The organism is Nocardioides sp., assembly GCA_037045645.1.
GTDB lineage: Bacteria > Actinomycetota > Actinomycetes > Propionibacteriales > Nocardioidaceae > Nocardioides.
In genome coordinates, this window is sequence record JBAOIH010000011.1 from 101,500 (window position 1) to 126,563 (window position 25,064).

Below are 25,064 nucleotides of genomic sequence, written 5' to 3' on the forward strand. Positions count from 1 at the left end.
CTACTTCAGGTAGGCCAGATAGTTGGCGCCGACCGGGATCTCGTCCACGGGGGTCGCCTCGTACCCCTCCTTGATGCCGTCGATGAAGTGCAGGCACTTCTCGGTCAGCCCGTTGTCGATCTGCATGCGCGCCTTGGTCACCAAGATGCCGAGGTCCGCGCCCTTGAACAGGTAGCCACCCTCGCCGTACACGCGCAGGAAGAACGCCTCGTCGGTGTCGTTGAGGTAATGCCAGTCGAGAGTGTTGCGTTCGTACTCCAAGGTGCCATCGGGCTGGAGGCGATAGATGCCGGTCTTGGGCGCCTTCTCGATCAGTTTCACCCGCTCGTCGGAGGTCTTCATGATCAGTTGGCTCCACACGTCGACCGCCGCCAGTTCGCGCCAACGCTGGTTGATCTCGTCCACGTCGAGGTCGTAGTCGACGTCGAGATATTCGAGCAGGTGGAAGAGGAACAGCGGCACATCGGCGTACGCCCCCGCGGTCACGTTGGTCATCGAGCTCGCACCCGAGATGCGCGGGTTCAGCTCGCCCAGATAGACCTCGTCGGTGTCGGTATCCACCAGCACGTCCACCTCGAAGAAGCCGTGGTAGCCCTCGTCGCGCAGCCGGTCACCAAGCCGGGACACGTGCTCGATCGCGCGGCTGCGCTGGGCATCGGTGAGCGCCTCCGGATAGAGGTCGTTGCCGCACCAGCCACCGCGATAGGGGGTGAGCTCGGTGTAGCCGGTCAGGTCGGTCATGAACGGTCCGACGACCGTGCCGTGGCGGGTGTTGACCGCCTCGACGGCCGCCGCGAGGTTGTTGATCCGCTTCATCACCTTCAACAGCTCACCGGTGACATCGGCCGCGCACTTGTTCCAGTCCTCGCGAGAAGCGACGAAGAAGGTCGTCTTGCCCGAGTCACCGTACGCCGTCTGCAACACCAGGTCGGTGCCGAGCCCGGCGGCCGTGGACTGCTCGTTGAGGTCGTCGTACGACTCCACCGTGGTCAAGATGTTCGGCACCGAAGGCGCACCCGCCTCGTTGCCGAGTCGGGTGGTGGTGATCTTCGAATCGAGGCGATTGCGCAACTCGAACGAAGGCAGGATCAGGTCGTAGCCGAGCTCCTCGCAGATCGCCTCGGTCTCCTCGTCGAAGAAGACCATCGCAACCTTCGGGCGATCGCCGGTGCGCTTGACGGCCTTCGCGATCCGTTCGCGTACGGCCGGGTGCCGCAGCAGGTAGTTGTTGATGTCCTCACCGGACGTGAAGTCCTCGTGCTCGATCTCCGCCGGCGAGAACACGCGTGGGTGGTAGCCGTCCCAGGAGTCGTAATAGGAGATGAACGACAAGTTGCGCACCCAGCGGTCGATCCCCAGGAGGTTGAACGCAGTGGGGCCGACGAAGAAGATCGGGACCTCGTTGGTGCGAAAGAACGTACGGATCTCCGACATGTTGCGAAGGTGGCGCCGTTCGGGTGCCCCCGACTCTGGCCTTGCCTGTGGGTTGGACTCCGGCTGCTGCTGCTCCGGCGGCTGGTTCTGCGGGCGACGGGTGGTGCTCATCAGGAACTCCTTCAGTAGCGAGATGGCGGTGCGCAACATGGTCAGGCGATCAGGTGAGGGCGGTCGGGGCGATGTCCACCGAGCGTCTCCGCGACGGTGGCGGCACAGGTCAGGCCGAGGCTGAAGAGGTCGGGGTCACGGGCATCAGGCCAGCTGGAGAGCTTCACGATCACCGCTTCGTTGTCAGGATCGACCAGCAGCAACTGCCCGTGGATGCCCAGGCACAACAGCCGTCGCCCGCGCTGGGCCGGCACCCAGAACTGGTTGCGATAGATGGTCGCCACGTTGGCTGGCGCGTCGATCTCGCGACGCGAGAGACTCTCGCGGAAAGCCGCCACGGAGTCGTCTGCACCGGCGCGTACGTCCTGGAGAAAGCGCACGGGCACCACTTGTGTCATCCCCACCGCACCCCCGTTGAGCAGCATCAGCCCAAACCTGGCGAGATCGCGCGCGGTCATGGCCAGGCCGCCGCCGTAGTGCGGCACGCCGAGTCGATCCACGCTGATCGAGCACTCCGATTCCAGGCCCAGGGGCGTAAGCAGATCCGCCAGCAACGAGACGAGCGGACGCCCTGCAGCGACCTCCAAGACCCAGGCGAGCGCCTCGGTATCGAGAGTGCGATAGGCGAAGGGTCCGCCGCTGATGCCTAGGCGAGGGGAGTACGCAACCAAGCCGCGCAACGTCGGCCGAGACTCGTCGACACCCAACAGTGCGTTGCCGATCAGGGCAACCTCGCCATCGGGATCGTCATGATCCTCGCGGTAGTCACCACCGGTGCGCTGGTCGAGCAGGTCGCGTACGGTCACGTCGGCGTAACCGCCGTTCGCCAGATCGGGTACGTAGGCCACGGCGGGCGCGGCCACGTCGAGCAACCCCTGCTCCACCAGGACACCGGCCGCGCAGCCGATCATGGACTTGGTAATCGACATCAACGCCTGAGGCGCGGTCTCCAGGGACCGCTCGGCGTACCACTGCTCCACCACTTCGCCTCGATGCAGTGCCACGAACGCGTCGGTGTGCGAGCGTTCGAGAGCAGTACGCAGGGATTCTGGCCGGGATTCGCCGTAGACCAGCTCCCGATCAAGCAACTCACCAGCCCCCAGTGGGAGCGCCCGCACCTGGCCCAGTCCGTGTCCGACCGGCAGGCGGACACCCACTGGCAACACAGGTCAGACCGCCTCGGGCGCGGGGTGCATGACTTAAACATATAGGACTAGATCATTGTTTCGGTACCCTTAGTCTGGCCACGCGTTGCCCCGACTCGCAGGGAGAGTTCCGGATGCAGGAGTTCGTCGATTTCCTGGGTCGCCACGCCCCGTACGACGGCCTCGAAACCGCGGAGTTGAAGCGGTTGGGCCGCCGCGTGAAGGTGGCCTTCTATCGCGCCGGGGAGACGATCGTCGAGAGCGGGAAGGGGCACTTCGAGCATCTGGCGATCGTCCGAACTGGGCTGGTCCAGATGCTCGACCGTTCCCAGGTCGTCGACGAACTCGGTCCGGGCGACACCTTCGGGCAGTACTGGCTGCTCGGACGCCAGAGTGCCACCGTGGCCGTCCGCGCCGCGACCGACACCTTGCTCTATCTACTGCCCGATCCGGCCACGGTGCTGGAGCACCCCGAGGCTTTGCGATTCGAGAGTCTGGGGCGCGGCGAAACCCGGCGGACATTGCTGACCAGCGCGGCGATCGACTCGACGATGCGCCCGGTGACCGACCACATGTCACCCCCGCTGTGGTGTGACAGTCGAGTCACGATCCGCGAAGCGGCGCGGGTGATGACGCAGGCTCGGGGCTCGTGCGTGCTGATCCGGCTGGGCCGCGAGTTGGGCATCATGACCGACAGCGACTGCCGCAAGCGAGTTGCGACCGGCGAGATGTCGGTGCACTCGCCCCTGTCGTCGATCGTGTCGGCACCGGCGATGACGATTCGCTCAGACGCGACCGCGGCCTCGGCCTTCACCACGATGGTGCACCACGGCGTACACCACCTGGTCGTGCTCGACCCTCGCGGTGAGGTCGTCGGCGTGTGTCGAGCCATCGATCTGGCTGCGGCTGAAATCCGCGACCCGTTGACGATCCGCGCCTCGATCGACCAGGCGACGTCCCTGGAGGAACTCAGCGCTGCGGCGGGACTGCTGCGCCCGACGTGCGTGGATCTCTACGACGCCGGTGTGCCACCGCTGCGGATCGGCGCGATCCTGAGCGCGATGATCGACGCCGTCTTGGAGAAGGTGGTGCGCTGGACGCCACCCTTCGACGAGGCCGGGGATGCGTACGCCTGGTCAGTACTCGGCTCGGTGGCCCGCCGCGAGCCATTGCCGACCTCCGATGTGGACACCGCGCTGATCTGGGCGAACCCGACCGACAAGTCGCAAACCCAGATCATCTTGCAGCAGGCCGACGAGGTGATCCAGGGGCTGGAGCGATGCGGACTCGAGCGATGCCCTGACGGCGCGAACGCCTCCAACCCACTTTTCGGCCGGCCCTATGAGCAGTGGGTGCAGCGGGCCAGCAAGTGGTACGCCAATCCCGACGCGGAAGGCGCGTTGCTGCTGGGGGCCATGCTCGCCGACAGCCGGGCGGTGACCGGTCTGGTCCTCGGGCGGAGCCTGGACGAGGCGGTCCACGCCTTGCCCGGCAGCGATGACTTCGCCCGTCGTACCCTTGCCAACGCACTCACCCACCGGCCACCGCTGGGGTTCGTGAAGGACTTCGTGGTCGACCACGACGGCGAGCACCGCGGCAAACTCAACCTCAAGCAGGGCGGCCTCAGCCCGATCGTGGGCCTGGGGCGTTGGGTGGCGGTGAAGACTCGTTCGCCGATCGCCTCGACACAGGACCGCTTGCAGCAGGGTTTGGAGGCGGGCCTGCTGACCGCTGACGAGTGCGCGCAGCTTCAGCATGCGCACCGCGAGATCTTCGAGATGATCTTCGTCAATCAGATCGAGGCGATTCGTGAGGGCGTACGCCCCAGCACCTGGATCGATCCCCGCGAGATCGACACGCTGCGCCGACGACACCTGCGGTCTTCGTTCAAGGCGATCCACCGGGTGCAGAGCCGACTCGAAGCCGAGCGGGGTGGGCCATGAGGTTGTGGCGCCGCGTCAGCACGTGGAGCGCCCCGCTCGAAGGCCCTTGGCGAGATGCGCGCTTCACGGTCATCGACGTGGAGACCACGGGCCTGGACCTGGACTCTGACGAGATCGTGTCGATCGGCGCGGTGGATGTCGTGCAGGGACGCGTGGACAACGCCACCTCGTGGTACCAGCCCGTACGCCCGTCTTGCCCGATCGCCACCGAGGCGTTGAAGATCCACTCCCTGACCCGAGACGAACTCGCCTCCGCACCGACGATGCCCCAGGTGATCGACGCACTCCACGCACGGCTGCACGGCTCGGTGCTCGTGGCGCACGCGGCCTGGATCGAGCGGGCATTCTTGAACCGGGCGCTGGCGCCGCTGCGCCAACGCGTACCCGAGGGGCTGGTCGACACCGCCGCCCTGGCGCGAGCGTGCGGGCGTGGCGTGGAGGTCGAGGGCCACGAACCCAGCCTCGAGCTGCTTGCCCGACAACTGGATCTGCCTGTTTTCACTCCACACCACGCACTCGGGGACGCGCTCACCACGGCGGTCTTGTTCATCGTGTTGATGGGCCATCTCGAACGTGATCGAGAGCCCCTTCAGGTTGCCGACGTGGTGCGGCTCAGCCGCAAGCACGCGCAGGGGTAAGTAGTCGGCACGCTGTCAGCCAGATCAGCGGCTTCTTCCATGAACGCGAACCGCGGCCTTGTGGCCTCCACCGTCGAGTTTGACATCGCACGTGTGCAGCGGAGCTCCCAGCGCCTCCGCCAGGGCAAGGTAGCTGGCGTCATAACTCGTGAACTGGTGACGCAGGTCCCACACGCGCCCGACCAGTGGCGCCATTTCGCGTCTGTCGATCGACAAATCGAAGTAGTGGCTCAGTGCAGCCTCGGCCGAGGGCTGCGGCAGCTTGTGACCGAGAACGAGTCCACGCAGCACTGACACCACCTCGATGTCCAGCAGGTGCGGTGCGGCCACATCGCCGGCAAGCGCATCGAGCAAGCTCGCCTCCACATCGCGACCAACCAAGGCCTCCACCATGGCGGAGGCGTCGATGACGATCACCTGCGCGACTGCGCGAGCGTGTCGACGATGTCAGTGCTCGTGGGCCCAAGGCTTCGGTCCAACTGCCGCAGGCGCTCCACGATCTCGGCGTTGGTGGGACGCGATGCGATGCGTCCGAGCTCGGCGACAACATACGCAGAGACCGACTTACCTTCCGCAGCGGCGCGCGCCTTCAAAGTGGCCGCTACCTCGTCCGGAACGTCACGCACGTACAGGGTTGTCATGAACTGGATGCTAGCAACGTGCAAGCGTCCGATCCATCGGGCTGCGTCAGCGCGCGACGGGTCTCAGACTGCTCAGGCTCTGTTGGTCTGGCGCGACCGCATGCCTCTGCCTCAGCCGCCGCGTACAGCGCTCGGCCCGGACTTGAACGGTTGCTGACGATCCAGGAGTTGTCCGACTACCTCGGCATCCCGGCGGTCAGCACCCTCGACCGCTTCCTCAACACCGAGGCCCAGCGGGGTGTTTCGCGTGGCCGCCATGGCCGCGTCGTACTCGGTCAGGTCCTCGACCTCGCAGTCCGCCACGATGCGCTCCCGCGCAAACCGGTCCGCGGGACAGCGCCGCTGCGACGTTCGCGTTCGGAGATCCGCTCGCTGTCCCTGAACGACTTGGCTGAGGTACGCCGCATCCTCCGCGACCACCGCACTGGCCCTGGCATTCCGCGACCTCCTCCGGACGGTCAGCTCGCCCAGATCTTCGAGGTGATGCTCGGAACCTCGGCCCGCCTCGGTGAAGCGCTGGCCGTCCGGCGACAGATGTCGACCTTGATCACGAGCCGCCTCTGGTCACGATCACCGGCACGATCGTCTACATCCGCGGGCAGGGCCTCACCTGCCAGCCGCACCCCAAGCACTCCAAGTACCGCGGATCATGTCGACGACACCCGATGACTCGGCGTGGTCCCTGTATGAGGACCGCGAAGTCGACTGCCGTGTCGTTGTAGGTCGCGACGTAGGTCTCGGTGCCGGCGCTCAGGCAGTTGGTTCGAACTGCTGTCGCTTGGGAGGTGCGCCAGTCCGCGGCAGATCCGGAGGTTGCTATCATGCGATATCAGGGAGGTGGAAGATGCCTGACGTGTTGATCAGAGACGTGCCGGGGGAGGACCTGGCTGCTCTTGACGAGCATGCCAAGAAGATGGGGCTGACTCGGAGTGAGTACTTGCGTCGGCGGCTGCACGCTGAGGCGCGCCGCACCACCTCGTCCGTGACGGTGCAGGACTTCAGCACCCTCGCCGCCACGATTGCGGATCTGACCGATCCCGACGTGATGCGTGATGCCTGGTCATGACGGTCTGGCTCGTCGACAAGTCCGCGCTGGTGAGGCTGGCATCGACACCCCAGGCCGATGAGTGGGCCACGCGCATCGAACGCGGTCTGGTTGCGATCTCGACGGTGACCCGACTCGAGGTGGGCTACTCCGCGCGCTCGGCCTCCGACCTCACGCGCGTCTTGGGGGACCCTCCGTTGGGTTCCATGCCGGTGGAGTACCTGACGCCGGCCATGGAGGATCGCGCCGTCCAGATTCAGCACCTCCTCGCCCGACGAGGACAGCACCGAACTCCCTCGATCCCGGATCTGCTCATCGCCGCCACGGCCGAGCTCAGCGGTAGAACGGTCTTGCACCTCGATAAGGACTTCGACCTCATCGCCGAGATCACTGGCCAACCGACCGAGCGCCTCCGCCACTAGTTGCCACTAGTTGCCACTAGTTGTCGGTTCCCAAAGTGGTTGACAAGCGTGTCGTCAGTCCTCGCACTCTCGCCCTGGCCCCGCGGGTGCAGGCGGGGTGGCAAGAAGTGGGCCCGCGACGAACGCCAGAAGCCCGATCACGACGCCGGCGAGTTGAAGCGCGCAGTTTGCAGCAGATTCGGCAATCCCGTGCCTCTCCTGGCTACCCCATCGATTCCAAGCCGAGGCCAACAGGACCGCGCTCAGCGAGCCATCGAGTGCACCGCGCGCCGTAGTCCCCATCTGGAGGTTGCGGGACGAATGCTGATTCACCTGACGCAATACGCCTCGAACCTACTGGACACTCTGCGTGTCAAGGGTGGTCGTATTCATAGGAGAAGTGGGCCGCCCCAGCCGTGCGCCGCGAATCCGATGCCCCGCCTTCGACTGACACCCGTGACGACTGCTGTCCGTCCGACAAGAGGCAATGACGGCATGAACGAAAGCGTAACGACGCAGTAGGACATCTCCTCTCATCGAGCCATGAGCGGACGCTCACGACCACGATGGACAACCTGAATCGCCTCGGCCATGAGGGGCGGGTGGTGAGGGTTCCTCACCACCGTGCTGGGTGGATCTAGTAGCAGTTAGCACCCTCGGTGGGGGCGATTCGCCACCACCGCAGGTCAACCCCTCAGACCGGTCGGATTCTCGGACTCCGCACCACTCGGTGACAGTCGACAATGACCCGAACTCACCCAACTCCGCCCGTGGAGAACTTCCAAAATGAGGAGTAAATGACGAATCAATCGAATCCTCGACCCCCGCACGACAACAGCCCCGGCAAACCTGCAGGTCGACCGGGGTCACAGTGTCGAGATTTGCGCGCCTGTAGGGATTCGAACCCCAAACCTTCTGATGCCGAAATGGCACTTCCTGTCGACTCATCACGCGACCTCAAAACCCTGTCTGACCTGGGCAAACACTGGATTCCGCCGGTTTGATGTTGGGTCGTTCTGGAGTGGTTTGGAGGGGGGTTTATGACGAGTAAATGACAACTCGCGTGTGCCACCGCCTCGGCGGGGCCTGTCCACAGCGCCGCCTCAGCATCGCTCCAGAAGCAGGCGATCCACGTAGACTGGGCCCCATGACCGCGGACCGACACGAGTTGCACGAACTCGTCGAAGCGCTGCCCGACGACCAGGTGGCGCTGGCGATTGCGGATGTTCGCCGGCGGATGGAACGCCCTGCGGCCGACAGCACGTGGCCTCCGGAGTTCTTCGGGATCATCGATGGTGAGGATGCGCCGGCCAACGTGGCGCGCGATGTAGACGGGTTCCTCGCTGGTGCAGGCTTCGGTCGCGATTCGCTGTGATCCTGGTCGACACCGGCCCGTTGGTGGCGGCCGCGATCGTCAAGCAGCCTGATCACCGCGCATGCGTCGATCTATTCACTGGCCTTCAACTTGCGGGTCGGCCCCTGCTGGTGCCCGCCACGGTCGTGGCGGAGACGGGCTTCATGCTGGAGAAACTCGGCGGCGTCCATGCCGAGGCAGCCTTCATTCGGTCGCTTGCGCAAGGGGATCTCGAAGGGATCGATCTCACTGTTTCCGACTACGCGCGGATGGCCGAGTTGATCACGCACTACGACGACCTTCCGCTTGGCACGACAGACGCTTCAGTCATTGCCCTGGCTGAGCGATTGGGCGTCACCGAGGTTGCCACCCTGGATCGCCGTCACTTCACGGTGGTACGCCCACGGCACGTCGGTGCGCTCACCCTGATCCCTGAGGGCGGGCCTGCTTAGCCTCGCGCGCCGCCAACCGGGCCTCGATCGCAGCAAAGACCTCCTCGCCAGGAATCGTCTCGACACGGCCGCTCAGGATGTCGTCGACCCGATTCGAGATCTCGTCGGCCCACATCGTGTCGACGTGCTGTTGGTCCATGTCACCAATGTAGAAGCCTCACGCTCCACAGCGTGAGTGCACTGTCCCGACTTCTCCGTGGTGATCCATGCACACCTGATGGCCATGACCACCACACCGACCCCACCCGGACTCGAACGGTTGCTGACGATCCAGGGGTCACTGCCAGCGGCGCGACGCCCACCGCGGCGACGCATGCGCTGAAGGAGAAGATCGCCGCCGGTCTACCAAGTGCGCCAGGTCCAGTCGGTGGCCCGATCCAGCCACGGATGGGTCACGCCCAACTGGTGCAGTCGCCCGGCCAGCCCGGCGGTTGGGTTCAACCCGGGGACGTAGGTCCAGTCCGACCAGTGCGCGGCTCGGGGATAATACTCGATGATCGGGAAGGCCAGAGACACCGCCCCGTCTTGTGCGGCGTCCGAGGCCAGCCAGTCACATGCGCCCCGAACGAGCTCGTCAACAGCGAGGTTGCCGGAGTCCTCCACTCCACCGCCCCGCCTGACCTCCAAGAGGATGTCGAGAGCACGCTCCACGTCGATGGGAAGGCTTGCCGGGCACCGCTTGTCGGGTTCGACGCCATGACCGAATCCCCCGTCTGCGTTGCGGTAAGCCCGGACGGCGTCGACTACCCCGGAAGGGTCGTCGCCGTCGAACAACACTACGGCGAGGCGGCGCTCGATGAGCCTTCCCTCGCGTCAAGGAACGACCGAGCGGCACCCAGGAGGTCTTCGGTCACGAACGGCAGTCCGTCACGAGCAGCCGCGACGTTCGGTCGCTCAATGTTGTGTGCTATTGCTGCGGCCTCGCGACTCACATAGGCAGATCCGCGCACCCTCGGCGACAGATGAGTGCGATGAGTCGGAGCGGATTTTCGTCAAGGTTCGGACGTGGCTACTGCACCCTGGGAGATCCCGGGGGGAACGCGGCCTCGATCCAGTTGGAGAACTCGCATGCGAGGTGCCAGCGGTGACCTCGGACCATGGTGGGCAGGGTGGGCAAGGGGAACTCGACGGTCAGTCGTGCCTCGAAGCCCTGTTTGGTCGTGCGGAATTGATGGCGCACGCCGCCGATGGCGGTGCCTTCAGCCGCGCGGGCAACTCCGGCGACCTGCACGGGCCAGGCTGGATCGGGTGGGGTGACCAAAGAGGAGACGTCGTCGTAGTCGATGACGAATCGGGCGGCCAGGGGGCTGCCACCAGTGGTCTCGAGGACTTCTTGGCCGTCCGGTCCCATCCGGATGGCGTAGTGGTCGGGGCAGGCTCGCAGCATGGCCGCTTCGTCCGTGGCGGCGGCGGAAAAGAATTCCTCGAACTCTTCGGCCGTGCCTGTCGGTGCGACGAGGTCGATGGTGGAGAGTCTCCGCCGGGCGCTCATCTTTGCCTGGATGAGCGCAATCCGGTCACTCCACTCAGTGTCGCGTCTGAGCCGCCTGGCGATCTCCGTGGCGCCGAGGTCGAAGCTTCTGCTCAAGGAAGGTTTCGCGGCGTAGGTGGACGGCGCCGTCCGGCACGTGGGTGCCGAGCCTCTTCGATGCGGCGTCGATGCAGTGGTTCTCCCAGGCGAGGAACGCTTCTCGGGTGACGGGTCGGCCGGCGAAGTGTGTCTGGATGGGGAACATTCCCCTACTATAGCAACTCTAGTTGCTATAGGTGAGAGTTGGGTCATCTTCGAGACCGAGGGCCGTGGCAACGCGTTCTTGGATCGGCTGCGTGCTCGTCGAGGATTCGTCACAGTCACTGGGACCTTCGTGTTCGTGATGGCCTTCGCGACTGTCCCGACACCGCTCTACGGGCTCTATCAGGCGCGAAACGGTTTTGCCGAGTTCACCGTCACGCTGGCGTTCGGTGCTTACGCGGTCGGTGTCGTCGTCGGTCTGCTTCTGGTGGGGCACGTTTCCGATCGCATTGGTCGGCGTCAGGCGTTGCTGGGCGGCGTGGCGCTGGAGGTGGCGTGCGCGGGGATGTTCATGTTCCTGGCAGACACGGGCTCTTTGCTCTTCCTCCGCTTCCTGTCGGGTCTGGGCGTCGCGGCATTTTCGACCACTGCCGCTGCAGCTCTTCCGGAGTTGCATGCGCGGTGGCGCCCACAGGGAGATCCGGCGGTGGCCCACGCGGCCGCGAATGTGGGCAACCTGGGCGGGCTCGCCGTGGGGCCGGCCGTCGCTGGCGTTCTTCCAACGCGCCGATTCCACTCGTCTTTCCGTACGCCTTCTTTGGCGGCGTGCTGCTGATCGGACTGGCGCTGACCGTGGGCGGGTTTCTTGCCAGTGCCGGCAACGGCGCAGTGTTCGGGGCCGCCTGGCGACTGTCGCAAACCTTGCCCCACCAGATCGACGGGGAGAAACGCTTGCGGCACTGTTCGTGGCCGCGTACGTCGGCACCACGGTCCCGGTTGTCGCTATCCGAGCGTTACTCCTGATCGTCGATGTCGTGCCGGCAGTCGTGGCCTTCGCTGTCCTCGCAGCCGCAGTCGTCCCACTGGGTGTGGCGCTGCTGCTACGGCATGCTGATGCCTGACTCGCGCGCAGCTGCATAGATCGGGGGAACAACCTGCTCCGTTCGTCCGGTCTCTTCGATGTTGTGGCGGATCCACTGATGAGCAGTCCTGCGCGAGTAGAGGAAGGGACGCAGCAGCCAGTTGAGCACCGGCCCGAGCAGTGGGACCTGTAGGTCGATGAGCGTCTCGCAATGGAAGCTCACACCCCCGGGCACGGGTGCATACCGGTGCGTGATGCGTCCCCCGACGAGACCCCCGATCGTCAAGATCTCGAAGGTGAACTCCTCGTCGTCGAGACGAACCGTACGCATCACTTGGTGCACGCGATAGCCGAAATCGTTGAACTGTTCGTCAATGCGACTCAGCGCTCCCACCTGGAAGCCCTTGTTCGGGGGGCCGCTCGGTGCCGATGTGAGAGGCGTGACCGCAATGTGGTCGCGATGGTGCCACAGGTGATAGAACGAGATCTCGGGGCCGGTGAAGTCCACGCCGTTCCACGTGGTCGTCCCTGCCATGTTCTCAAACCACCACCGCATCATCTGCGGAGTTGCTCCCGCAATGTCGTCATGCTCGATCTGAACCCTCATCGCGCCGCGTGGCGAAATGGAGATGTTGGTCCACTTCGCCGAGGAGACCGGTTTGAAGGCCAGATCGCCGGATCTGGCAAGCGCTTCACGCGCTGCCAGCCGCTGATCCCGGACCTTCTGACTGAATCTGCGCATGGTGTCTCTCTTCCTGGATCAACGCGCCTAGTGCAACTGGAGTTGCACTAGCGCCGTTAAACTAGGGTGTAGAAGTCCTACGACACAATCTCGCCTCCCGGAGTCTCCACGCCGTGCCGCCAGCCAGCAACCAGAACCGCGAGGCCCGCCGTCGCCCTGGGGGGCGCGCCGCGGTCGTGCGAGCGGCGGTTCGCCATGCAACGTTCACGCTGCTCGAGGAAGTGGGCTACGACCGATTTCAGCTTCCCCGACGTCGCGGCCCGAGCGGGAGTGAACAAGACGACCGTCTACCGCCGGTGGCCCACCAAGCTCGATCTGCTGGCGGAGCTGTTCACCGACCTGACCGCCTCGGAGGCCCCCACGCCGGACACGGGTTCCCTGACTCAGGACATGGAGATCCTTCTACGCGAGATCTCTGACCTGCTCGATCTCCCAGCAGTACGTGCAGTGCTCGGTGCGTCAATCTCAGGGGCGCGCGATGACGAGTCGATGCGTGCCACGCTCAGGACCTTCTGGGACCACCGTTTCAAGCGAGCGTCCGTGATCGTGGAACGGGCCATCGGTCGAGATGAACTACCAGCCGGGACCAACGCGCGGGGGCTCCTCGAAGCCATCTTCGGACCGCTCTACCTGCGCAAGCTGATCGTGGGCCAAGTCGTGGACGAGGCTTACCTGAAGCAGTTGGCGGCGCTCCGCGTCGGACCGACTCCGTCTCCCTGAACTCCAGCAACACCATTGAGCGCACCACCTCCAAAGGGTCTGTTCTTCCCAACTCCCTCATCGAGCGGACGCTCACGACCGCGGTGGACAACCTGAACCGTCGAGGCCGCGAGGGGCGCGTGGTGAGGGTTCCTCACCACCGTTCTGGGTGGATCCGACATCAGCGGGGCCTACGGTGGGGCCGATTCGCCACCACCGCTGGTCTCACGGTTCCGGCGATTCGCCGGGACCATCAGGCTTCCCTAGAGCACCGGACTGATCCTTGTTGGTCATGCCGGTGCCGCCGATTCGGCGGGGCCGCCAGGTGGGAGCTGTTGCCGCTGTTGTCCCTCCACCATCCGCCACGGCCGCGGGGCGGTCAACCCCTCAGCCCGTTCGGATTCTCGGGCTCCGCACCACTCGGTGACAGTCCACAACAACCCGAGCTCACCCGACCAGGCGCCTGAAAAGAACTTCCAAAATGACGGGTAAATGACGAATCGATCGAATCCTCGACCCCCGGAACGACAACAGACCCCGGCAAACCTGCAGGTCGGCCGGGGTCACAGTGTCGAGATTTGCGCGCCTGTAGGGATTCGAACCCCAAACCTTCTGATCCGTAGTCAGATGCTCTATCCGTTGAGCTACAGGCGCCCGCCCACTCTCGCGAGTGGACTGCACGAGGATAGCCGACCGGCCGACGCCGACCGAAATCGGGACCGGCCCCTACTCCGAAGAGCCGGGGCCGGTGGCTGGCGGAGGCGGCGGGATTTGAACCCGCGAGAGGTTTGACCCTCAACCCGCTTAGCAGGCGGGCGCCATAGACCGGACTAGGCGACGCCTCCCCGACAGCGGACACGAGGTTACCCGTCCAGTCGCGGCGCTGACGAATCCGGCCCCGAGTACGAATCAGCGTGCGTGCAGGCGCGAGCGCAGGTCATGCACGAACTCGTTGCGGTCGCCGTCGAGCAACTCGACCGGGATCGTCGTGGACCGACCGTCGCGCAAGCGGATCACCACGCAGGGCACGCCGTCGACCTCGGCGGTCACGGCGTCCTTGACGTCGGCCCAGCGAGCCGAGCGCACACCGGAGCCCCGGCGCGTACGCACGCGATAGCCCACGTCGTCGAAGCGTACGAGCGTGAGGCCGCGGCCGGCGTACGCCGCGACACCGATCACGATGACCAAGCCGAGCAACCCCACCAGCACCAGCACCTGCGGGCGGAACCGAGCGAACGCCGCGACCAGGGTCAGCACGACCATGAGTACGCCCACCAACGCAAGCGAGAGGCCGACGATCTTGGCGACGATGTGCTTGGCGAGCCGGTAGGTAGTGTCTGGCACCCCCGCAGTCTAGGAAACGTTGTGTCTAGACTCGGGGCCGCATCCCCCGAGACGGGGTTGATCAGGAGGAGTGCCGGAGCGGCCGATCGGAACCGCCTTGAAAGCGGTCGTAGGGAGACCTACCGCGGGTTCGAATCCCGCCTCCTCCGCCACCCGTCATGGCGACGACCACGGCGTGACGTCGAGGCGTACGTCCATCGTGCCGACCGCCCTGCTAGGCCCCGGCATCAACACCAAACCCTCTGGGTAGAAGAACGTGCGACTCGTTCCCAGCTCGGTCAGGAACGGCTTCGGCGTGCCGCCCGAAACACTCCGGACGATCCACCCGTCTGCCTGCGCCGGGGTCACCCCTGAGATCGCCGAGACCGTGAAAGTCGCCTGGAAACCAGGCATCTCCGAGTCCATCAGCGCGGCCGTCCACTTGCGCCCGCCGAAGGGGATCGTCGTGGTCACGCCTGGCTCCAGATCCACACTGCGCGCCGTCGTGACGGAGAGTGCGAAGATGCCTTCTTCCGGCTTGCGCACTCGCGGGGAGCTCGAAGGCGTACGTCCCCGGCTTCTCCAGGCGCCACAGGAACAGCCCCATGCCGGGCATGTCCAACTTGGGCTGCATGGTCTTGCCCCAGCGCGTACGCAGCACCACGCCCGAACCGCGTCCTTGCAACACGTTACTGGTCTCCAGGTGGACCAACGTGCCCGCCCCGGCGGTGAACTGCACCAACTGCGGTGACGTCGACTCGCTCCTGACTCCCACCTGGTCGAGCGTCACGTTGTGCACGTCGTAGGTCCACGTCCGCACCGACTCGTCGCCGACCAGCAGATAGCGCGAGCCTGCCTTGAACCGAGGGCACCACTGCAAGGAGTCGCCCGCCCGCAGCATCCGCGGCCTGCATCTCGTGGGGGAGCTCAGCGGCCTTGGCCCGGGTGCCGCCAAGGCGTAGCACCTGAACAGGACCGTAGTCACTGATCGAGCGGCCCAACTTGATCGGCGTACGGCCGAGTCTGACCTTCGCCGCGAAGACTCTGGTACGCGTCTGCGACATCACGATCTTGCCGGGCAGCGATTGCCTGGTGATGACGAGTTCGCGCAAGGCGTACGCCTGGTCGATGTCGTAGTACGCGCCGCCCGGGCTCACGCCTTCGCAGTCGTGACCGGCACGCAGCGTGTAGGTGCCCGTCGCGGGGAGTCGCCAAAAGCGCGCACGGTTCATCGGCACCGTCGTGCCGTGTCGAGTGAGCGAAAGTCGCTTCAGGTCGCAGGTGGCGAGGAAGGAGGAGAGTACGAGTCGTTGTCCTGCTCGGCCCTGGAAACGTACGGTCGCGGGTTCACCCGTGCGCACCGTGAACTTCTGTCCCAGCTCGACTGTCTGCGGAGGCGGGTCGGCCACCGCGGGTGGCGCAACAGTCGCAAGCGATGCGAGCAGGACCATGCAGATGGCGGCAATCGTGCGTTTCAACTCAAGGCTCCTGACGCGACGTGAGCACAGTGTGACGCAGAGTCGTCGAGGCCGGTTCGTCAGGTGAGGACGACCAGGATGTCGCCCTCCTGGACGACCTCGCCGGGATCCACGCCGATCGACTCCACGGTGCCGCCGTGTTCGGCGATGACGGGGATCTCCATCTTCATCGACTCCAGCAGCATCACCGTCTCGCCGGGGGCGACCACGTCGCCGGGCGCGACGGCCACACTGAGGACGTTGGCCACCATCTCGGCCAGGATGCGTTCTGCCACGTCTCCCGACGTTAGGGGTTACCGCCGCGTAGTCGAAACGCCGGGCTGAAGAGAACCGGACTCACAGAAGAGGGCTGGTGCGCGCGGGCTCGGGGCGTACGGCATCGACACCCGCCGAGCGGCGTGACCGTTTGCCCGACGACACCCGACCGCCGGTGAGCGCCACGTCGATCGCGATCGTGACCGCGCCGATCACCCCGCCGATCAGCAGGCCCCCGGTCTCGGTGATGAGGAGTTCGGTCAGGCCCATCCCCGACTCGGCGAGCAGCGGTGCGATCGACGCAGTGCCGGCGACACCGAACGCACACACCCACCATCCCTGCCTGCGACGCGCGCGCATGTGCGTACCCCAGACGAGAGCGGGGATGCCGAGCAGTGACTGCAGCGGACGCGGCGCGCCGCCGAGATTCTCGCGCGCCCAGTCCCGGCCCGCGAAGACCTGGTCGACCAGGTCGGAGGTGCCGTAGCGGCGGAAGAGTTCGCCGTACGTGACTAGCACCGCGAGCGCCGCCGAACCCACCAGCACCATCACCAGGCCGCGTCGTCCCAGGCCGTGCCAGCCCGCGCCGAGGCGCCAGACGAGCACCAACACGAGCGCCAGAGAGAGCCCGAGGGTGACGTAGGTGAACCTGGTCGGTGAGATCTCGGGTTCGTACCCCACTGCCGCGACAGATCCCGCGACCGCCAGGCATACCGCGATCGCGGCCTCACCGATTGCGCGAGGCGTGGTCACCGCGGGCACCGTCGCTACGACGGACAGCACGGCGGCGGCGACCACGGTCATCACCGCGGCTCCGGCACGCAGCGCGTTGGTGTCCACGATCAGCGTCATGGCGCCCAGCGCGACCGCGAGCGCGCCGAAGATCGCCGGGCGACCACCCGTCCGCGCGGCCAGCGCCCAGGTGTACGCGCCACTGACCACGATCGCGCCGATGCCCCCGAGCACGGCCGGGGCATCGCCGAGAGCGGCCGCACCGACGGCCGCGACGCCCGCCAGGACGGCCAGCAGCCACAACAGCAACCCGCGCCCGGTGCGTTCACCCGGCCGACCCACGACCGGCGACGCCCGCCGCTGCCTGATGTTGCGTGTACGCGGCGCGGCGCGACGGCCGCCACGCGTACTCGAAGGGGTGGGGTTGGACATAGGGCGTGCAGCCTATAACCGGCGGTTCAGCAACGACGGATTCGTACGTCTGGTCTCGTCGAGCAGGTCGCGGCTCAGCGTGGCCGTCAGCGTTTCGGCATCGGCCCCGGCTTCCACGACCACGTCACCGTTGGGCGCGATCACGCTCGAATGGCCGCAATAGCGCGGCCCGGGCTGGCCGACCGCCACGACATAACAGGTGTTCTCGATCGCGCGAGCACGCAACAGCGTGCGCCAGTGGTCGACCTTGCGCTCACCGGCCACCCACGCGGCTGGAAGTACGAGCACCTCGGCGTCCTGCTCGACCAGGAGTCGGGCGTACTCCGGGAAGCGCAGGTCATAACAGGTCATCAGGCCGACCCGGAAGCCCTGGAGGTCGAAGACCACGGGGTCGATCTCGGCGCGGCGCAGGCTGTCGGACTCCTTGAAGCCGAAGGAGTCGTACAGGTGCACCTTGCGATAGCGCTCGTCGACGGCGCCCTTGGCAATCAAGGTGTTGTACGGCCGGTGCGCGTCATCCGAACGCTCGAACATCCCGGCCACGATCGTGGTCTGCTTCGCGCTCGCCGTCTGGGCCACCGTCGTCGCGAACTCGCCGGCAGGCGTCTCGGCGTACGGTCCGACATCGCTGCCGGGTTGGCCGAAATCACGCTGGAACACCTCGGGGAAGACGACCAGGTCGACGCCCGTCGGGGTCAAGGTGGCGAGCGCCTCTCGGTTTTCCCGGGGCTCGAGAGAGGATGCGGCCTGGACGAGCGCCACCTTGAGTTCGGATTCGCTCACGAGAACACCTTGGGATACTCAGCCCATGCCTGTCGAGCCCGCGCCCGTCGCGATCATCCTCACCGGGGGGACCGGCGCGCGGCTGGGCGGCACCGACAAGGCAGCGCTGGAGATCGCGGGGAGCACGCTGTTGGAGCGAGCCCTCACGGCGACGGCGTGTTGCTCGTCAGTCGTGGTGGTGGGCGGGCAGACCCCGACGTCGCGAGTCGTACGTTTCACGCGCGAGTCACCCGTGCTCGGCGGGCCTGCGGCCGGGTTGCTGGCCGGACTTGAGGCAGTCGAGGGATCACCCGAGTGGGTGGTGGTGCTCGCGGTGGACATGCCGTACGTCACCTCGGGCACTGTGAGCCGCCTGCTCGCCGCGGCTGCCCGCGACGGCGCCTGGTTGATCGGGCCGGATGGCCGGCGGGCGCTCGCGGGCGTACTCGCTTCCTCGGCGTTGCGCCGGGTCGATCCTGGCCCGGCCGCTCGTCACGGCCTGCCGTTCTTCCGACTGCTGCGTGACCTGGATCTGGTGGCGGTGCCCGCGTCGTCCGACGAGGTGCACGACGTGGATAACTGGGCCGATGTCCCCCAGTGACCCGGCTGGGCGCCCCACAACACGCGGGTCGACGTTAGGTTTGGAGTCGTGAATCTCCATGACTGGATCGATGAGCTGATGGACGCCCTCGACATCGAAACGGAGGTCGACGAGGCGTTGGTCCTCGACCTCGCGCGCGATGCCGCGCATCAGGTCGAGCGCAAGGCCGCGCCGATCACCACGTTCCTCCTCGGGTTCGCCGCCGGACAGCAGGACGCCGACGAGGTGCAGACCGAGGCCCTGGCTGCCAAGGCCAGCGCGCTCGCGGCGCAATGGGACCGTCCGGCGGACGCCGCCGACCCCGATGACGTCACCGACGAGGTGCCGGACGACCGAGGGGTCGACCATTCGGGCGACAAGTTCGAGGACGACTGAGCCCGTGCGCGCCGTCTTCGCCCGCGAGCCGGGTGGTCCCGAGGTCCTGGAGCTTCGCGAGGTCGACGATCTCGAGCCCGGACCGGGCGAGGTGCTGCTCGACGTCGTGGCGACTGCCGTCAACCGAGCCGACCTGCTGCAACGCCAAGGCTTCTATCCACCGCCGCCAGGGGTCTCGGACGTGCTGGGCCTGGAGTGCAGCGGCCGGGTGGCCGCAGTCGGAGAAGACGTGTCGGAGTGGTCGGTGGGCGACGATGCCTGCGCCCTCCTGGCGGGCGGTGGCTATGCGACCCAGGTCGTCGTCCCCGCGGGCCAACTCCTTGCGATTCCCGACGGCGTCGACCTGATCACGGCCGCGTCCCTGCCCGAGGTCGCCGCGACGGTCTGGTCCAACGTCTTCATGATCGCCAACCTGCAGCCCGGCGACGACTTCCTCGTCCATGGCGGCGCAGGCGGGATCGGGACGTTCGCGATCCAACTCGCCAAGGCGTACGGCGCCAGGGTGCTCACCACCGCAGGTTCACCCGAAAAGCTCGCGTTGTGCCGCGAACTCGGAGCGGACATGGCACTCAACTACCGGGAGCAGGACTTCGTCGAGGAGGTGTCCCGCGTCACCGACGGCCGAGGCGTCGACGTCATCCTCGACAACATGGGCGCGAAATATCTCCCGCGCAACGTCGAGTCGCTGGCCACCTCCGGACGGTTGGTCATCATCGGCATGCAGGGCGGCATCAAGGGCGAACTCGACATCTCGGCGCTGCTCAAGCGACGCGCGGCCGTGATCGCGACTTCGCTGCGGGCGCGCCCGACGGAGGAGAAGTCGGCGATCTGTGCGGCCGTACGAGAGCACGTCTGGCCGTTGGTCGAGCAGGGCCGGATCCGTACCCAGGTCAGCGCGACCTACGACCTCGCGGACGCCGCCGAGGCGCACCGTCGGCTCGAGGGTGGCGAGAACACCGGGAAGATCGTGCTCACGACCAGCGCCTAGTGTTGGGCGCATGACTGAGCAGCCGACCGAGGGCACCGGACAGGCGCCCGCCGAGGAGACCGTCACCATCATCGGCCCCGATGGGCAGCCGATCGCACAAGTGCCGGCCAGCGCCCTGCAGATCCAGGAGGCTTCGGACGACGACCGCGGTGACGACGGTGACGATGACTCCGCCCACATCACGCAGTTGGTCGAGCAGCCCGCCAAGGTGATGCGGATCGGCTCGATGATCCGCCAGTTGCTCGAAGAGGTGAAGTCGGCGCCGCTCGACGAGGCCAGTCGCGCTCGCCTCAAGGAAATCCACGCGGCGTCGATCAAGGAACTCGAATCGGGGCTGGCTCCCGAGCTGATCGATGAGCTGGAGCGACTCTCACTGCCCTTCACCGAGGACGGCGTGCCGAGCGAGTCAGAGCTGCGCATCGCCCAGGCGCAACTCGTCGGCTGGCTGGAGGGTCTCTTCCACGGCATCCAGACCGCGATCTACGCCCAACAGGTCGCCGCGCGTGCGCAGTTGGAGCAGATGCGCCGCTCACTGCCGATGGGCATGGGCGGCCCGCAACAAGGCGGCGAGCAGCCGGCCGCGCCCGGCCCGATGCCTCCGGTGAACCCGGGTGGCGAGGGCGGAGGGATGTACCTCTAACGGCGTTTGGCGAACCCGATACCGACCAGGCCCAGCAAGCCGAGCAGTACGAGAGCCGCGCCGGGTGCCGTGAGACGCGAGACCGCGCGCGGGGCGACGGTCTCGACCTTGGTCAGTTCGGCGGTCGGCGCCGTCCCGCTCCCGTTGCGCGACGTACCAGGCCCTAACTCGCCCTCGATGTCATTGACCAGGTCGGTGCCGGACGGCGCGGTGCCGCGGCTCAGGTCCGACTCGAAGAGCGAACCCTTGGCACGAGCCAGGAAGACCATGTCGTCGCCTGCCTCCAGCCGGCCGAGGCTGCAACCGGACACGTTCGGGGTCGGGGACTGCACCCGCGCGGTGTCGGGCAGCACCGAGTCACGCTTCCACACGTGGTCGACGTGTACGAGATACACAAAGCGGCGCTTCTCGCGCGTGGTCGACTGCACCTTGCCCCGGAACACGACGTCGGCCCAGGCGACCGAGTCCTTGACGTCGGCAGAGACCAGGCACCCGTTGGGGCGCACCGAGGCTCCAGCCGTGCCGGCCACCAACCCAGTGGTGGGCAGCACCAGCGCTGCGCCCAGCGAGAGGGCCGCAGCGCGCGCGGCGAAGGTCCGTCGAAACACCCCGGAAGCCTAGACGGTCGGCGGCTGCTGCCGGCGCGCGCGCCGAGCCCGATAACGGTGACCGACGACGAAGACCACCAGGCCACCTGTGAGCACCAGGGCATAGATCAGGCTGGCCCAGCGCTTCCAGGTGGGAAGTTGGAGTGAGAGGTGGTCCGTGCCCTTCACCTTCCCGGCCAGGCTCGGGGGCTCCGGCCCGATCGCGGCCGCAACCTGCTCGACGGTGACGGGGGCGAAACTCTGGGCGTCCAGGCACAGGTTGGTGTCGAGCCGCTGACCGCGGATCTCGGTGAACCAGATCCGCTCGGTGGACTGCTCCACCCTCGGCAGCCCGCACATGGCATCGGACCCCTGGCTGGTCACGATCACCCTCTTGGGCAATTGCTGACCGAAGTCCTCCCCCACCTCGACCAGATAGCGCACCCGATCGTCGGCCTCGCGGGTGTCACTGACGGTGCCGACGAAGACCGCGTCGGCCAGGCGTACACGCTCCTTGACAGTGGTGACCTCGGCACATGAGCAGGCGTACGACACACCGGGCGTCCAGAGCACCAGCGTGCCGGCGAACAGCAGCAGGGCGAGCAGTCGGCGCATCGCTTTCCTCCTCAGAGGCCGAAGATCTCGCCCAGTGTGACGGCCACCCCGTCCTCGGCGTTCCCGGGCACCACGTGATCGGCGGTCTCCAGCACGCTCGCGTGCGCGTTCGCGACGGCGTACGACGTGCCGGCCCATCCCAGCATCGGCAGGTCGTTAGGCATGTCACCGAACGCGACCACCTCCTCCGGCGCGACACCGAGTTCGGTGGCCAGGCGAGCCAGACTCGTGGCCTTGGTGACCCCGAGCCCACTCATCTCCACCAACGCGTACGACGAGGACCAGGTCGTCGTCACCACGTCACCGACGAGCCGCTCCACCTCGGCCCAGAACTCCTCGGGCTCGCGCTCACGATGTACCGCCAGCAGTTTGGCGACGTCGTCACGGTAGATCTCCTCGAACCGGCCGCGGTGCTTGCCCGTGCGATCGTCAGGGTGACCGGGGAAGTCGACCTCGCTGGCCCAGCCTTCGCTGTGCTCGATCGCGAAAGTGACGCCCGGGATGCGCTCGCGCAGCACTCGCGCGACCCGCAGCGCGTTGTCGCGAGGCAGCGGGTGGATGTCACGGACCCGGTCGGCTTCGACGTCGTACACGATCGCGCCGTTGCTGCACACCGCAAGCCCGTGACCCCCCACGGCTGCCCACAGCGACGTCATCCACCGCAGCGGTCGCCCGGTGGTGAACACGACCGGGATGCCGCGCGCGTCGAGTGCGTCGAGCACCTGGCGTGCCCGCTCACTGAGCCGACCCTCCGGATCCAGCAACGTGCCGTCCAGGTCGGTCGCGACGAGGCGGGGCAGGACACGGTCAGGGGCACGGTCAGGGGCACGGTTCACTTCGGCGGGAACCACCGTTCGAGTTCCTGCGCCGCACCGTCCTCGTGGACGGTGCCGGTCACATCGTCGGCCGCCTCCACCACGACCTGGATGGCCTGGCCCATCGCGACACCGCGACCGGCCCACTGCAACATCTCGATGTCGTTGCGGCCGTCGCCGATGGCCAGGCAGTCCGCCGCAGTCATGCCGAGTTCGTCGCACACGTGCTGCAGACCGGACGCCTTCGACACCCCGACCGGTGCCAGGTCGAGCCAGGCGGTCCAACCGACGATGTAGTCGGTGCCGTGCAGACCCAGGCGACCCGCAAGGTCGACGAAGTCGTCCGCCGTCGCGTTCGGGTCACGGATGATGACGCGACTTACGGGGCGCCCTACCAGTTGCTTGAGGGAGGTGATGATCTGCGTGCCGGACAGTTCACCGTGCGGGAAGGGTTTGGAGACCCGATAGCCCTGCCCGCGCTCCTCGATGGCGACCAGGGCGGTGGGGTGCTCGCGCAGCACGGCCTCGACGGCGGGAGCCGGGTCGAAGATCTCCTCGTGCACCACCTCGACGGGCGGGTAACGGAACACGACGGCCCCGTTGGAGGCCACGATCCACAGCCGCCCGTCGCCTTCACGCTGGGCTCCCACCTGATCCAGATGCAGGTCCAGCAGGTCGGCGATCACGGTCATCCCGTGCGGTGACCGACCACTGGCAAGCACCACGTGGGCACCCGCGGCGACGGCACGTGCGATTGCCTCGTAGAGCCGGGGCGCGATGACTTCGTACGTCTGCCCCGCCCCCTCGACCCACGCCAGCAGGGTGCCGTCGATGTCGAGTGCGATGACTTTGGGAAATTGGTTTCGAGCCCTTCGAGACGCCGACTTCGTCGCCTCCTCAGGAACCAACGGCCGCTGCGCGGCCTCCTCAACCACCGGGATCTCAGGCCCTGAAGGATCGGACACCGACGGATCAGGCACGGTTCACCGGCTTGAGCACCTCGATGTCGCCGAAGTACGGCCGCAGCGCCTTGGGCAGCGTGACCGAGCCGTCGGCGTTCTGGTGGGTCTCCAGGATCGCGACGATCGCGCGCGTGATCGCGGTCAGGGTGCCGTTGAGCGTGGCCGCGTGGGTGTTGCCCGTCTCACCGGCGACTCGGATGTCGAGTCGACGCGACTGGAAGTCGGTGCAGTTGGACGTCGAGGTGAGCTCACGGTATTTGCCCTGCGTGGGGATCCAGGCCTCGCAGTCGAACTTGCGCTGCGCGCTCAGGCCGAGGTCTCCCGCCGCCACGTCGATGACCCGATAGGCCAACTCGAGCTTGTCGAGGAACTCCTTCTCCCAGGCGAGCAGCCGCTCGTGCTCGGCGTACGACTCCTCGATGGTGGTGTAGACGAACATCTCGACCTTGTCGAACCAGTGCACCCGGATGATGCCCTTGGTGTCCTTGCCGTGCGAGCCGGCCTCCTTGCGAAAACACGGACTGAACGACGCGTAGCGCAACGGCAGGCTGCTCGGATCGAGGATCTCGTCGCAGTGGTAGGCCGCCATCGGCACCTCCGAGGTGCCCACCAGATAGAGGTCCTCGCCTTCGATCCGGTAGACGTCGTCGGCCGCCTGGCCGAGGAAACCGGTGCCCTCCATAGCCCGCGGCTTCACCAGGGACGGCGCGATTACCTGGGTGAATCCGGCAGCGCGGGCCTGCTCCATCGCCAGATTGATCAGCGCGAACTCCAGTTGCGCCCCGACACCGGTCAGGAAGTAGAAACGGCTGCCCGACACCTTCGCACCGCGTTCGAGGTCGATCGCGCCGAGCAGCTTGCCCAACTCGATGTGGTCGCGCGGCTCGAACCCCTCGGCGGCGAAGTCGCGAGGAGTGCCGACATGCTCCAAGACGACGAAGTCGTCCTCGCCGCCAGCGGGTGCTTCGTCGGCGGCCGGGTTGGGGATCGCACGGACGGCGTCGTTCCACTCGGCCTCTGCCGCGTCCTGGGCGGCCTCGGCAGCCTTGACGTCCGCGGCCAGGGTCTTCACCTGGTCGAGCAGCGCCTGCTTCTCGTCACCTTGGGCCTGCGCGACGGCCTTGCCGATCTGCTTCTGCTCAGCCCGCAGGGTTTCGTACGCCGAGATCGCGGCCCGACGTGCCGCGTCGGCCGAGAGGGCTCGGTCCACGACGTCGGTGGGGAGCCCGCGCTTGGCCTGAGCGGCGCGGACACGGTCGTGGTCTTCTCTGAGCACCTTCGGGTCGATCATGAGGTCAAG

General features: G+C 66.6%; 33 protein-coding genes and 3 tRNA genes. 14 read left to right on the forward strand and 22 right to left on the reverse strand.

Annotated elements, in window-relative coordinates:
* Nucleotides 1-1,545 (reverse strand): biotin carboxylase, encoded by a 1,545-nt coding sequence (locus V9G04_18470; GenBank protein MEI2715216.1) that lies wholly within the window; start codon nt 1,543-1,545, stop codon nt 1-3.
* A 41-nt stretch (nt 1,546-1,586) separates the two neighbouring features.
* Nucleotides 1,587-2,663, reverse strand: a complete 1,077-nt coding sequence (locus V9G04_18475; protein ID MEI2715217.1) for a serine hydrolase — start codon at nt 2,661-2,663, stop codon at nt 1,587-1,589.
* Between the two features lie 161 nt (nt 2,664-2,824).
* Between V9G04_18475 and V9G04_18480 the strand changes: the two genes are divergently transcribed.
* A complete protein-coding gene (locus V9G04_18480) occupies nt 2,825-4,633 on the forward strand; it encodes a putative nucleotidyltransferase substrate binding domain-containing protein (GenBank protein MEI2715218.1) in 1,809 nt (602 codons plus the stop codon).
* Complete coding sequence (locus tag V9G04_18485) at nt 4,630-5,271, forward strand: 3'-5' exonuclease (GenBank protein MEI2715219.1); 642 nt, start codon at nt 4,630-4,632, stop codon at nt 5,269-5,271. The genes V9G04_18480 and V9G04_18485 overlap by 4 nt, the downstream gene beginning before the upstream one ends.
* 24 nt (nt 5,272-5,295) lie before the next feature.
* Here the strand turns inward: V9G04_18485 and V9G04_18490 are convergent, their stop codons facing one another.
* Nucleotides 5,296-5,688 (reverse strand): type II toxin-antitoxin system VapC family toxin, encoded by a 393-nt coding sequence (locus V9G04_18490; protein ID MEI2715220.1) that lies wholly within the window; start codon nt 5,686-5,688, stop codon nt 5,296-5,298.
* Entirely contained in the window at nt 5,685-5,912 is a 228-nt protein-coding gene (locus tag V9G04_18495; GenBank protein MEI2715221.1) for an antitoxin, read from the reverse strand. Before V9G04_18495 ends, V9G04_18490 begins: the two co-directional genes overlap by 4 nt.
* 150 nt (nt 5,913-6,062) lie before the next feature.
* Between V9G04_18495 and V9G04_18500 the strand changes: the two genes are divergently transcribed.
* The 5 genes from V9G04_18500 (at nt 6,063) to V9G04_18520 (ending at nt 9,164) form a co-directional block, all read left to right on the forward strand.
* On the forward strand, nt 6,063-6,581 hold the full coding sequence (locus V9G04_18500) for a hypothetical protein (protein MEI2715222.1): 519 nt from the start codon (nt 6,063-6,065) through the stop codon (nt 6,579-6,581).
* A gap of 175 nt (nt 6,582-6,756) precedes the next feature.
* Nucleotides 6,757-6,978 (forward strand): ribbon-helix-helix protein, CopG family, encoded by a 222-nt coding sequence (locus tag V9G04_18505; protein ID MEI2715223.1) that lies wholly within the window; start codon nt 6,757-6,759, stop codon nt 6,976-6,978.
* Nucleotides 6,975-7,379, forward strand: a complete 405-nt coding sequence (locus V9G04_18510; GenBank protein ID MEI2715224.1) for a PIN domain nuclease — start codon at nt 6,975-6,977, stop codon at nt 7,377-7,379. The genes V9G04_18505 and V9G04_18510 overlap by 4 nt, the downstream gene beginning before the upstream one ends.
* A 1,126-nt stretch (nt 7,380-8,505) precedes the next feature.
* A complete protein-coding gene (locus tag V9G04_18515) occupies nt 8,506-8,733 on the forward strand; it encodes a hypothetical protein (GenBank protein ID MEI2715225.1) in 228 nt (75 codons plus the stop codon).
* Entirely contained in the window at nt 8,730-9,164 is a 435-nt protein-coding gene (locus tag V9G04_18520; GenBank protein MEI2715226.1) for a PIN domain-containing protein, read from the forward strand. Before V9G04_18515 ends, V9G04_18520 begins: the two co-directional genes overlap by 4 nt.
* On the opposite strand, the gene V9G04_18525 is transcribed toward V9G04_18520, so the two are convergent.
* The 4 genes from V9G04_18525 to V9G04_18540 form a co-directional block, all read right to left on the reverse strand.
* Nucleotides 9,133-9,303, reverse strand: a complete 171-nt coding sequence (locus V9G04_18525; GenBank protein ID MEI2715227.1) for an addiction module protein — start codon at nt 9,301-9,303, stop codon at nt 9,133-9,135. The two genes, V9G04_18520 and V9G04_18525, sit on opposite strands and share 32 nt — an antisense overlap.
* A 203-nt stretch (nt 9,304-9,506) precedes the next feature.
* Complete coding sequence (locus tag V9G04_18530; GenBank protein MEI2715228.1) at nt 9,507-9,941, reverse strand: hypothetical protein; 435 nt, start codon at nt 9,939-9,941, stop codon at nt 9,507-9,509.
* A 232-nt stretch (nt 9,942-10,173) separates the two neighbouring features.
* Complete coding sequence (locus tag V9G04_18535) at nt 10,174-10,656, reverse strand: hypothetical protein (protein ID MEI2715229.1); 483 nt, start codon at nt 10,654-10,656, stop codon at nt 10,174-10,176.
* Nucleotides 10,657-10,690: 34 nt separating this feature from the next.
* Nucleotides 10,691-10,900 (reverse strand): hypothetical protein, encoded by a 210-nt coding sequence (locus V9G04_18540; protein MEI2715230.1) that lies wholly within the window; start codon nt 10,898-10,900, stop codon nt 10,691-10,693.
* Between the two features lie 129 nt (nt 10,901-11,029).
* Here V9G04_18540 and V9G04_18545 point away from each other — a divergent pair, with 129 nt between their 5' ends.
* Complete coding sequence (locus V9G04_18545) at nt 11,030-11,512, forward strand: MFS transporter (protein MEI2715231.1); 483 nt, start codon at nt 11,030-11,032, stop codon at nt 11,510-11,512.
* A 265-nt stretch (nt 11,513-11,777) separates the two neighbouring features.
* On the opposite strand, the gene V9G04_18550 is transcribed toward V9G04_18545, so the two are convergent.
* The gene (locus V9G04_18550) at nt 11,778-12,500 is read right to left on the reverse strand and encodes a hypothetical protein (protein ID MEI2715232.1); all 723 of its coding nucleotides are present in this window, start codon (nt 12,498-12,500) and stop codon (nt 11,778-11,780) included.
* A gap of 195 nt (nt 12,501-12,695) precedes the next feature.
* On the opposite strand from V9G04_18550, the gene V9G04_18555 reads away from it, so the two are divergent.
* Complete coding sequence (locus V9G04_18555) at nt 12,696-13,220, forward strand: TetR/AcrR family transcriptional regulator (protein MEI2715233.1); 525 nt, start codon at nt 12,696-12,698, stop codon at nt 13,218-13,220.
* A 560-nt stretch (nt 13,221-13,780) separates the two neighbouring features.
* Here V9G04_18555 and V9G04_18560 read toward each other — a convergent pair.
* From V9G04_18560 to V9G04_18570, 3 genes are all read right to left on the reverse strand, one after another.
* Nucleotides 13,781-13,853: transfer RNA gene (locus tag V9G04_18560), tRNA-Arg, on the reverse strand.
* Between the two features lie 99 nt (nt 13,854-13,952).
* Nucleotides 13,953-14,044 (reverse strand) — tRNA-Ser (locus V9G04_18565).
* Between the two features lie 64 nt (nt 14,045-14,108).
* Nucleotides 14,109-14,543 carry a hypothetical protein gene (locus V9G04_18570; GenBank protein ID MEI2715234.1) on the reverse strand — a complete coding sequence of 145 codons (435 nt, stop codon included), beginning with the start codon at nt 14,541-14,543 and terminating at the stop codon, nt 14,109-14,111.
* Between the two features lie 64 nt (nt 14,544-14,607).
* On the opposite strand from V9G04_18570, the gene V9G04_18575 reads away from it, so the two are divergent.
* Nucleotides 14,608-14,695, forward strand: a tRNA-Ser gene (locus V9G04_18575).
* A 4-nt stretch (nt 14,696-14,699) separates the two neighbouring features.
* On the opposite strand, the gene V9G04_18580 is transcribed toward V9G04_18575, so the two are convergent.
* The 5 genes from V9G04_18580 to V9G04_18600 all read right to left on the reverse strand — a co-directional run bounded on the left by V9G04_18580 (nt 14,700) and on the right by V9G04_18600 (nt 18,202).
* Entirely contained in the window at nt 14,700-15,068 is a 369-nt protein-coding gene (locus V9G04_18580; GenBank protein MEI2715235.1) for a hypothetical protein, read from the reverse strand.
* Between the two features lie 143 nt (nt 15,069-15,211).
* Complete coding sequence (locus tag V9G04_18585; protein MEI2715236.1) at nt 15,212-16,000, reverse strand: hypothetical protein; 789 nt, start codon at nt 15,998-16,000, stop codon at nt 15,212-15,214.
* Nucleotides 16,001-16,059: 59 nt separating this feature from the next.
* Nucleotides 16,060-16,275, reverse strand: a complete 216-nt coding sequence (locus V9G04_18590; protein MEI2715237.1) for a biotin/lipoyl-binding carrier protein — start codon at nt 16,273-16,275, stop codon at nt 16,060-16,062.
* A gap of 61 nt (nt 16,276-16,336) precedes the next feature.
* Nucleotides 16,337-17,419, reverse strand: coding sequence for a hypothetical protein (locus tag V9G04_18595; protein ID MEI2715238.1), 1,083 nt, complete (start codon nt 17,417-17,419; stop codon nt 16,337-16,339).
* 12 nt (nt 17,420-17,431) lie between these two features.
* Nucleotides 17,432-18,202, reverse strand: coding sequence for a carbon-nitrogen hydrolase family protein (locus V9G04_18600; GenBank protein ID MEI2715239.1), 771 nt, complete (start codon nt 18,200-18,202; stop codon nt 17,432-17,434).
* 25 nt (nt 18,203-18,227) lie between these two features.
* Between V9G04_18600 and V9G04_18605 the strand changes: the two genes are divergently transcribed.
* Genes V9G04_18605 through V9G04_18620 form a run of 4 tightly spaced genes read left to right on the forward strand, consistent with a single transcriptional unit; the run spans nt 18,228 to nt 20,785 of the window.
* A complete protein-coding gene (locus tag V9G04_18605) occupies nt 18,228-18,782 on the forward strand; it encodes an NTP transferase domain-containing protein (GenBank protein MEI2715240.1) in 555 nt (184 codons plus the stop codon).
* Between the two features lie 48 nt (nt 18,783-18,830).
* Complete coding sequence (locus V9G04_18610) at nt 18,831-19,157, forward strand: DUF6457 domain-containing protein (protein ID MEI2715241.1); 327 nt, start codon at nt 18,831-18,833, stop codon at nt 19,155-19,157.
* A 4-nt stretch (nt 19,158-19,161) separates the two neighbouring features.
* Nucleotides 19,162-20,145: an NAD(P)H-quinone oxidoreductase gene (locus tag V9G04_18615; GenBank protein MEI2715242.1), complete on the forward strand. Its 984-nt coding sequence runs from the start codon at nt 19,162-19,164 to the stop codon at nt 20,143-20,145.
* A gap of 10 nt (nt 20,146-20,155) precedes the next feature.
* Nucleotides 20,156-20,785 (forward strand): bacterial proteasome activator family protein, encoded by a 630-nt coding sequence (locus V9G04_18620; protein MEI2715243.1) that lies wholly within the window; start codon nt 20,156-20,158, stop codon nt 20,783-20,785.
* Here V9G04_18620 and V9G04_18625 read toward each other — a convergent pair.
* From V9G04_18625 to serS, 5 genes are read right to left on the reverse strand one after another with little or no spacing between them, the layout of a single operon-like run.
* Nucleotides 20,782-21,393: a hypothetical protein gene (locus tag V9G04_18625; protein MEI2715244.1), complete on the reverse strand. Its 612-nt coding sequence runs from the start codon at nt 21,391-21,393 to the stop codon at nt 20,782-20,784. The two genes, V9G04_18620 and V9G04_18625, sit on opposite strands and share 4 nt — an antisense overlap.
* A 9-nt stretch (nt 21,394-21,402) precedes the next feature.
* Nucleotides 21,403-21,987 carry a hypothetical protein gene (locus V9G04_18630; GenBank protein ID MEI2715245.1) on the reverse strand — a complete coding sequence of 195 codons (585 nt, stop codon included), beginning with the start codon at nt 21,985-21,987 and terminating at the stop codon, nt 21,403-21,405.
* Nucleotides 21,988-21,998: 11 nt separating this feature from the next.
* A complete protein-coding gene (locus tag V9G04_18635; GenBank protein MEI2715246.1) occupies nt 21,999-22,838 on the reverse strand; it encodes an HAD family hydrolase in 840 nt (279 codons plus the stop codon).
* Nucleotides 22,820-23,767, reverse strand: a complete 948-nt coding sequence (locus tag V9G04_18640) for an HAD family hydrolase (GenBank protein MEI2715247.1) — start codon at nt 23,765-23,767, stop codon at nt 22,820-22,822. The genes V9G04_18635 and V9G04_18640 overlap by 19 nt, the downstream gene beginning before the upstream one ends.
* A gap of 7 nt (nt 23,768-23,774) precedes the next feature.
* Nucleotides 23,775-25,055 (reverse strand): serine--tRNA ligase, encoded by a 1,281-nt coding sequence (gene serS / locus V9G04_18645; GenBank protein ID MEI2715248.1) that lies wholly within the window; start codon nt 25,053-25,055, stop codon nt 23,775-23,777.
* Between the last annotated feature and the right edge of the window lie 9 nt (nt 25,056-25,064).

Coding starts and splice junctions, on each gene's coding strand:
- V9G04_18470 (MEI2715216.1), bottom strand. CDS start 1,545: ATGAGCACCACCCGTCGCCCGCAGAACCAGCCGCCGGAGCAGCAGCAG.
- V9G04_18480 (MEI2715218.1), top strand. CDS start 2,825: ATGCAGGAGTTCGTCGATTTCCTGGGTCGCCACGCCCCGTACGACGGC.
- V9G04_18485 (MEI2715219.1), top strand. CDS start 4,630: ATGAGGTTGTGGCGCCGCGTCAGCACGTGGAGCGCCCCGCTCGAAGGC.
- V9G04_18495 (MEI2715221.1), bottom strand. CDS start 5,912: ATGACAACCCTGTACGTGCGTGACGTTCCGGACGAGGTAGCGGCCACT.
- V9G04_18505 (MEI2715223.1), top strand. CDS start 6,757: ATGCCTGACGTGTTGATCAGAGACGTGCCGGGGGAGGACCTGGCTGCT.
- V9G04_18510 (MEI2715224.1), top strand. CDS start 6,975: ATGACGGTCTGGCTCGTCGACAAGTCCGCGCTGGTGAGGCTGGCATCG.
- V9G04_18515 (MEI2715225.1), top strand. CDS start 8,506: ATGACCGCGGACCGACACGAGTTGCACGAACTCGTCGAAGCGCTGCCC.
- V9G04_18525 (MEI2715227.1), bottom strand. CDS start 9,303: ATGGACCAACAGCACGTCGACACGATGTGGGCCGACGAGATCTCGAAT.
- V9G04_18535 (MEI2715229.1), bottom strand. CDS start 10,656: ATGAGCGCCCGGCGGAGACTCTCCACCATCGACCTCGTCGCACCGACA.
- V9G04_18540 (MEI2715230.1), bottom strand. CDS start 10,900: ATGTTCCCCATCCAGACACACTTCGCCGGCCGACCCGTCACCCGAGAA.
- V9G04_18550 (MEI2715232.1), bottom strand. CDS start 12,500: ATGCGCAGATTCAGTCAGAAGGTCCGGGATCAGCGGCTGGCAGCGCGT.
- V9G04_18555 (MEI2715233.1), top strand. CDS start 12,696: ATGCAACGTTCACGCTGCTCGAGGAAGTGGGCTACGACCGATTTCAGC.
- V9G04_18595 (MEI2715238.1), bottom strand. CDS start 17,419: ATGTCCAACCCCACCCCTTCGAGTACGCGTGGCGGCCGTCGCGCCGCG.
- V9G04_18605 (MEI2715240.1), top strand. CDS start 18,228: ATGCCTGTCGAGCCCGCGCCCGTCGCGATCATCCTCACCGGGGGGACC.
- V9G04_18620 (MEI2715243.1), top strand. CDS start 20,156: ATGACTGAGCAGCCGACCGAGGGCACCGGACAGGCGCCCGCCGAGGAG.
- V9G04_18630 (MEI2715245.1), bottom strand. CDS start 21,987: ATGCGCCGACTGCTCGCCCTGCTGCTGTTCGCCGGCACGCTGGTGCTC.
- serS (MEI2715248.1), bottom strand. CDS start 25,055: ATGATCGACCCGAAGGTGCTCAGAGAAGACCACGACCGTGTCCGCGCC.